The sequence below is a fragment of the Sulfurovum sp. genome, from assembly GCF_036568385.1.
Lineage (GTDB): Bacteria > Campylobacterota > Campylobacteria > Campylobacterales > Sulfurovaceae > Sulfurovum.
The window spans coordinates 1-7,242 of record NZ_DATCSP010000044.1 but is presented as its reverse complement, the minus strand read 5'-3'; the positions used below and the strand labels follow the sequence as shown (position 1 = coordinate 7,242).

6 protein-coding genes are annotated in these 7,242 nt (G+C 42.9%); all 6 read right to left on the bottom strand.

The genetic code is table 11. From position 1 onward, the window contains the following. Positions 1 to 665: 665 nt before the first annotated feature. Positions 666 to 2,468 (bottom strand): citrate/2-methylcitrate synthase, encoded by a 1,803-nt coding sequence (locus VIM88_RS04880; RefSeq protein WP_331861762.1) that lies wholly within the window; start codon positions 2,466 to 2,468, stop codon positions 666 to 668. Between the two features lie 9 nt (positions 2,469 to 2,477). Next, entirely contained in the window at positions 2,478 to 3,815 is a 1,338-nt protein-coding gene (locus tag VIM88_RS04875) for an ATP citrate lyase citrate-binding domain-containing protein (protein WP_331861761.1), read from the bottom strand. Positions 3,816 to 3,943: 128 nt separating this feature from the next. After that, positions 3,944 to 5,032, bottom strand: coding sequence for a hypothetical protein (locus VIM88_RS04870; protein ID WP_331861760.1), 1,089 nt, complete (start codon positions 5,030 to 5,032; stop codon positions 3,944 to 3,946). A 9-nt stretch (positions 5,033 to 5,041) separates the two neighbouring features. Then, a complete protein-coding gene (locus tag VIM88_RS04865; protein WP_331861759.1) occupies positions 5,042 to 5,611 on the bottom strand; it encodes an aminodeoxychorismate/anthranilate synthase component II in 570 nt (189 codons plus the stop codon). A gap of 11 nt (positions 5,612 to 5,622) precedes the next feature. Then, the gene (locus VIM88_RS04860) at positions 5,623 to 6,066 is read right to left on the bottom strand and encodes a phosphoribosyltransferase (RefSeq protein ID WP_331861758.1); all 444 of its coding nucleotides are present in this window, start codon (positions 6,064 to 6,066) and stop codon (positions 5,623 to 5,625) included. A 1-nt stretch (position 6,067) separates the two neighbouring features. Further along, positions 6,068 to 7,129, bottom strand: coding sequence for an aminofutalosine synthase MqnE (mqnE, locus tag VIM88_RS04855; protein WP_331861757.1), 1,062 nt, complete (start codon positions 7,127 to 7,129; stop codon positions 6,068 to 6,070). Positions 7,130 to 7,242 lie beyond the last annotated feature (113 nt).

Sequence of the window (7,242 nt, the reverse complement as noted above, 5' to 3'; positions counted from 1 at the left end):
AATTTTCTAAAAATTGGTAAAATTAAAACTCAAATAGACGTTGATTTGTTTACTTATATTTGGTTGTCAAAGATCACTCACTCTCACTCTCTCAACCAACTCGGTTAAGGTCTCTGTGTTTGTGGACGCGTATTATAGCACTGAACTTCTTCCTTGTCAAGGATTTTTCGCGAAATATCTTAAATTTGTTGAAAAAAATTATTCACTTACATTATATAGGTAAAATCTCCTAAAAATCAGCTTATTAAGGCCCATTTTTCTTTCAGAGCCCTGCAGTACTTTGGTACAAGAATTCTGAAAACAGATTCATATAATTTAGGGCTATAGCGTTATTTATATAATATAAATATTTAGGATAATGAAGTGAGAAAAAAGCAAAAAAATCCCGGTATTTTTAGAAGAAAAGATGCATAAATGTTTTTGTATCTAAACGGTATCACTATACGGAAGAGAATGAAAGACCTCAAATAGATCTATGATGACCTGTAAAATAATGTAGCGAAAAAATTCATGGGGATTAAACTCATAGACAAGGAAGTGAAACTTGTTTTGAATGAGCGTAAACCGGGATCACAGGGATTTATATAGGGGAAGATCCTACTGCATAGGAGATGACCGAACGAAACAAGGTCCGTTCAGTCGAATTTGCTGTCAAGCAAGAAAAATTAGATCTTTTCTGCCATTTGGACATCATAAAGAATGTCATCCATTGGGTGTCTATACATAGGCATAGCAAGTCTCTTCTCATCAAGAATATGTCCGATGAATCCGATGGATCTACCTACGATGAAGAATGCGTTGAGTGTACCTGAAGCGATAAACTCATTGATCTCTTCCTCAGAATACCCAAGTGCTCTCCACATATCGACCATAAGGATACCGATCGTACCGTCCACGTTAAGGATCAGGTTCTCTTTTTTAGAGGTTGTTAATGCTTCAACGGTTCTTGCATAGTCAAGAAGAGGTGTAGCCGGGAAATGCTTAGCTGCATAATCCATCAAACCTTTCACTCTCAGGTCAGGGTTTTTCAGAGATTTGATTCTGTGACCAATTCCTGGAATTGGCACACCCTCGCCTTTCATATAGTTCAAGAACTCTTTAGGCGTCATGTTGTTGTCATCCGCATGCTTGAAGTACTGTGCAGCACCATCAATCGCACCACCGAATCTTGGACCGATCGTAAGAAGACCCGTTACCAATGACTCAACCACTGATTTACCTGCTCTTGCCGTTACTTTGGCATTGTGTGCACCCGATACCGCCGGACCGTGATCCGCAACCGTTTTCATGACAGTCTCGATAAAGTCTGTCGCCCATTTCGGATACTGTTTTTTGAACCATAGAAGCGATACCACATCACCGATTCCTTTACCTGTATCAGGTGTTGCCACTGAAGAGATCGGGAATCCAGCGTAGGTAGCTTCATCACCTCTGTCATCCGAGATCGTACAGATGAACTGCTTGCTTCTTCTTACTTTTGGCACTACATTGATCTCTGGCTCAGGGATCGCAGGGATGTTAAGAGATTCATATACCTCTTTGATCTTTGCAGGAAGGTCGTTGAATGTTGCCGGTACATGGATACCCGCTTCAGCCATCGCTTTGTTCTTCGCTTCAGCTGTTTCACGCTCAGCATTCGCAGATGCACCCGCATGACCGAACTGAACACCTGAGTCATAATATTTAGCGATCGTACCGATACACCAAGCGATGATAGGTTTTTTGATCTTGCCTGATTTAACCGCATCGATCACTTTGTACTCTTCTGTACCACCGACTTCACCAAGAAGGATCATGTATTTTACATTCGGGTTCTCTTCCATTCTAAGAAGGTTATCGATAAATACGGAACCAACGAATCTGTCTCCACCGATCGCAACACCCTCTGCGATACCATCAGCATTGATCGCGATGATATTTGAAAGTTCATTGAAAAGACCACCTGATCTTGTTACAAGACCACATGATCCCGCTCTGTGAAGTTTAGAGTTCACGATGTTTTCGATCGTACCACCCACGTTAGCGATCTTGAATGCACCAGGAACGATACCGCCGACAGTAGCTGGTCCGATCACGGTCACACCTGCATCACGTGCAGCTTGATTCATACCACGTGCAAGTCTCTCAGGGATACCTTCTGCTGTGATCATAATAGTTTTAAATCCACCGATATTCAATGCTTCCATAGTCACATCATACGCTGTTCTGAATGATGCAAAGTTCAAAAGTACATCCGCCTGTGGCTGAGCTGCTTTTGCTTCTGCCGTACTTTTATAAGTAGGGATCATCACTTCATCTGCACCATAGAAGAATTTCTCGAATTTTCCGGATGCTGTTGGAGCAACGATCGCTGCTACCGAAGGTTTTTCTCTTTTGATCGTATAGTCATAGTCTAACATTCTTTGGATCGCTGTTGTATTGTTGTTCCAAAAAATAGCCTGTGTATCTCTAGTAAATAATTGTGCCATCTTCTCTCCTTATGCCTCTACTGCCATTCTAACGATATCCGTTACGTGTGTCTCTGGTCCGTATACATCGATCCAAAGACCAAGTCTGTCTGCTGCTTCTTTAATATCTTTAAGACCTTTTTCGTAGTTTGGTCCACCACGTCTCACATAGATCTTCACACCCACTTCTTTCATCTTGTCTGCATACTCTTCAAATGCCTGGATGATACCTGTAAATGTTTTGGCAACATCGGTAAAGTTAGCGATCGCCCCACCGATGATAAGGATCTTGTCTCTGCCTTTTGGATCTTTTTTTCTTGTCATAAGATCAAGAAGTGTTTCTGCATAGAACTTCGTCTCACCCGTTGTCGGTCCACCTGAGTACTCACCATAGTTCGCAAGATCTTCAATACCAGCAAGGTCAGCGATCGTATCTGCGTAAACCACTGAAGCACCACCGCCGGCAACCATGGTCCAGATACGTGCATCTGGTTTAAGGAGTGTCAACTTCAATGAAGCACCTGTCTTCGCATCCGCTTCTTCTACCGCCAATACTTCCGGAGACTTCTCTTCCATACCGAATGCAGTCGGGTACTCGACATCACCCCACTGCTCTACCATCATGAATCCGGCAGTGTCATCCAGTTTTGCAACCATATCAAGAAGCTCGATCTTATTCCCTTGCATTACGAACGGGTTGATCTCAAGGTAGGCGAAGTTTAATTCTCTGTAAGCTTTGAAGAAACCGATCGCGAATTCAGCAAAGGCTGGTTTGTCTTTATCCGCAACATCAGCAGGAATATTTGCTCTGATCTTTTCAGCGATCTCTTCTTCAGTGTCAGTGATCTTGAAAGCAACTTCAGTTACTTTCTCTTCCCAACCTTCTTCTACTTCCATACCACCTTCAGCAGACATATAAAGCACATCGTCATCTCCTACACATGTTGCAGAGATATAATACTCTTCTTCCTGTGCATGCGGCGTAAATGGCTCTACGATAAAGTGAGTCAGCATATCAACCGATGGTTCACCTGCAGGTGTATCGCCGTCAAATGAGAAATACACTGCCTGCTCTTTGCTTGATTTTTCATCGATCCAGCTGATGGCTTTTGCTAATGAAACATCACCTGGTTTAGCATCTTTGAAAAGCACCAAACCATTTTTACCTCTTTTCCCAAAAAGCATATCTGGTTTTGCCACCAATGCCTTTTCGTTCAACCATGTCTTCTCTTTTGCAGCTTCTGCCAGTTCTGATCCGTTTTGAACCAGTACCGTTTCATATGCATAAGTAAAATTTGGGAAATACTTATCCCAATGTTTTGCTAGAATTGACTTTGCGTCATACTCTCTAATCGCCTTTTGAGCCATCGAGTTCTCCTTTAATTTAGTTCTTGATAGCTTAGCAGAAGATAGTTTTAACTTTAGTTTATCTTATTAAAACTATAAAATTTAAAGCAAGTACTGTGTATTTTAGAAACAATTTGATAGGTTTTTTTTTACTCTTCGCTACAAGGAGGAATTTCATAATATTTTAATTGATAGCGTTCACTTCCGTGTGCACCATCGTAACACTCAACCCCCTGTGATCTTAACTCATTCGCCAAAAAATACGGTTTATAGATACGATAAGCGAAATGTGTTTTAGGGTTATCCAATATCACGAACAGTAACTTGTGCCCTACTATAATGAAAACAGTGAACGCCAAAAATGACAGTACTGCTATGAAACCGCGCTTATATAGTTTCTGGAACTGTGGCAAACGTACACGGATGGTGCGATTGAACACATCCAGCATAAGCACAATGGCGATCATGACATAGGGAGCGAAATCTGTGATAGAAACACGTTGTCTGATGGAGAGGAGTAACGAGAAGGCCAATGCAGTAAACGATATGTACCAGATCAGTGTTTTTTTCTCTCTGAGCAAGATCCGATACATGGCATAGAAGAAATAGAGAAACAGCAAGGGTGAAAAAACCGTGGCATACAATCCGAAGATCTCTGCAAAATGGCCAGAGGGACGGCCTCCGATCTCTATACCCTTGGCCAGGTAGACAAAAGATAAAAGAAACGCGAACGAAGCAATAAACAATTTTTTATCTTTATATGCCACCGCATAGATCAGAAGGGAAGCAAAGAAGACTATAGATGCTTCATGGATGAAAAAAAGGACCAACATGATAAGCGGCAGAAGAAAAAAGTGTCCCTTTTCGTAAAGTATCACGAAAAGAAGTACCAATGGTAACACAATGATCGCCACATTGACCAAAACGCTAGCAGTAATGATACCTGGCAAGAACATGAAAATGAAGGTAGAAAGATACGCATCTTCATACGTAGCAAAATGTCGCCTGCTGAGCAGGTAAAAAAGTCCTATGGTTAAAAAACCGGACAGAAGGTAAAAAAGCCTTAATCCAAAAAATCCGGGAGCGATCTCACTTCCCCATCTCATGAGTGTTCCCACTACATCGTGTGATGTGTAGAATATCTTTGCCTCATGAGGACTGATAGGGGTAGTATACGCCAAATAAAGAACGGATGCAGCATAGAAGAAGAGGGCTAGAACAAAATGCTGTTTTTTCATCCAAACCGCTTAGAGTTTCAGAAAGTTGTCTAACATCTCATGCCCATACTCAGACATAATGGATTCGGGGTGAAACTGTACACCATAGATCGGTTTGTCTTTGATCTCCAGGGACATGATCTCTCCGTCATCTTTGCTGTGTGAGGTGACTATGACCGATGCAGGAAGTGTTTCCTCTTTCACTGTTAACGAATGATACCTTGTGGCTCTGAACTCCTTTGGCAGTGCTTTGAAAATAGCTGTCTCTTTATCTACTACGACCTGGGATGTCTTTCCATGCATCATATTCTTGGCCCTTATCACCTCTCCGCCAAAGGCCTGTGCGATACTCTGATGCCCCAGGCAGATACCGAATATAGGTGTCGTATCTGCAAATTCTCTGATCACATCCAGTGTCACCCCTGCATCGTCCGGAGTTGAAGGTCCGGGAGATAGGATGATCTTTTCGGGATTCAATGCTTTGATCTCGTCTATCGTCATTTCATCATTACGTATGACCTTCAGGTCTGCACCAAGTTCTCTACAGTACTGTACTATGTTGTAGGTAAAACTGTCGTAATTGTCTATCATTAATACCATTTGATCTCTTCCTATTTTAAGTCTTCAGTCCAAAAGAACCCGATCCATTGATCTGCTTCGTCAACGTACCAGTCTGGGGCTATTCTAGCAGTTTTCTTATAAAAAAGTGAAGCGGTTTTAAAGTTCACAGCCGGGTAGGCTTGATGCAGTACCCTTAAAACTTCCTCCAGGGTATCGCCGCTGTCTACAATGTCATCGACGATCAATACATTTTTGGCGTCTTGAAGCTCCGGTACGTTAAAGACCTTGACGCAATCCAGTTTTGCTGTATCCTCATATCCGATCGTATTGATGCTGTAGACTTCTCTGATATTATAGTATTCTGCGAGCAGCTGTGCCAAAGAGAGTCCCCCTCTTGCGATCGCGATGATCGCGTCGAACTTCCAGTCGATCTTTTGGGTCAAAGATCTTGCATCGGCTAAAAAGTCCTCGTAGGGGTAATAGCGTTTTTCCATACTAATAGGCTTTGAGTTCATTATAAAGGCTGTCCCGCTCTATCGGCTGAAAGCCGGAGTTTTTGATCAGTGCCACAAAATCGTTCAGATCCATGCCTTGGCTGCTCTTTGCACCTGCTGCTGACTGAATAGACTCTTTTTCGATCGTACCGTCCAGATCGTCACAGCCGAACTCCTGAGCGATCAGTGCCAGGTTGACCGATGCCGTCACCCAGTAGGCTTTGATATGGGGAATGTTGTCAAGCAAAATACGTGAAATGGCATAGGTTTTGAGGATCTCCTGTCCGGAAGGGAAATCGGTTACTTTCAGGAAGTTGTTGTCTCTTTGGTAGACCAAAGGGATAAAGGCATTGAAGCCGCCTGTCTTGTCTTGCAGATCGCGCAGTCTTATCATATGGTCTATGCGGTGTGCCCTTGTCTCCACATGCCCGAACAGCATGGTTGCGTTGCTCTGTCTGCCGCGTTCATGCCATTTTTGGTGTATCTCCAGCCACTGGTCGGAAGTGACCTTGCCTTTGCACAGATATTCGCGTACCTCTTCATCAAAGATCTCCGCACCACCTCCGGGCATCGAGTCCACACCGCTCTCTATCATCAGGTCCAGTACCTCATCATAGGAAAGACCGTACTCCCTTGTCAAAAAATCCACCTCTGCAGCTGTCATCGCTTTGATGTGCAGAGCGGGGAACTGCTCTTTGATTTTTCTGAATACGCCGGTATACCATTCCACTCCGACGTTCGGATTGTGTGCGGAAACAATATGTATCTCTTTGGCTCCCAGCCGCTCTGAGTTCTTGACGATCTCCAAGATCTCTTCATGGGTCATGGTGTACTGGTTAGGGTTTTTTCTACTGGCAGAATAGGCACAGAATTTACAGATATCTGCGCAGACGTTCGTAGGATTAAGATGACGGTTGATGTTGAAATAACTTTTGTTGCCATACTTCTCTTTACGAATGGCATCAGCGAGCTCACCAAGCGTGTAGAGGTCCAAGTCATACAGCGCTTCCCCCTCTTCCCTCGTCAGCCTTTCTTTATTGCGTACCTTTTGTATCAAATCCATTTGTATATATCCATAGTTATTTTTGGGTATTATATCACTAAAACATTAGGGAGCCTGACGTGGATGATGTAAAAAGGGAAATAGAAACACTTTTACATGAAAACGCACCCGAT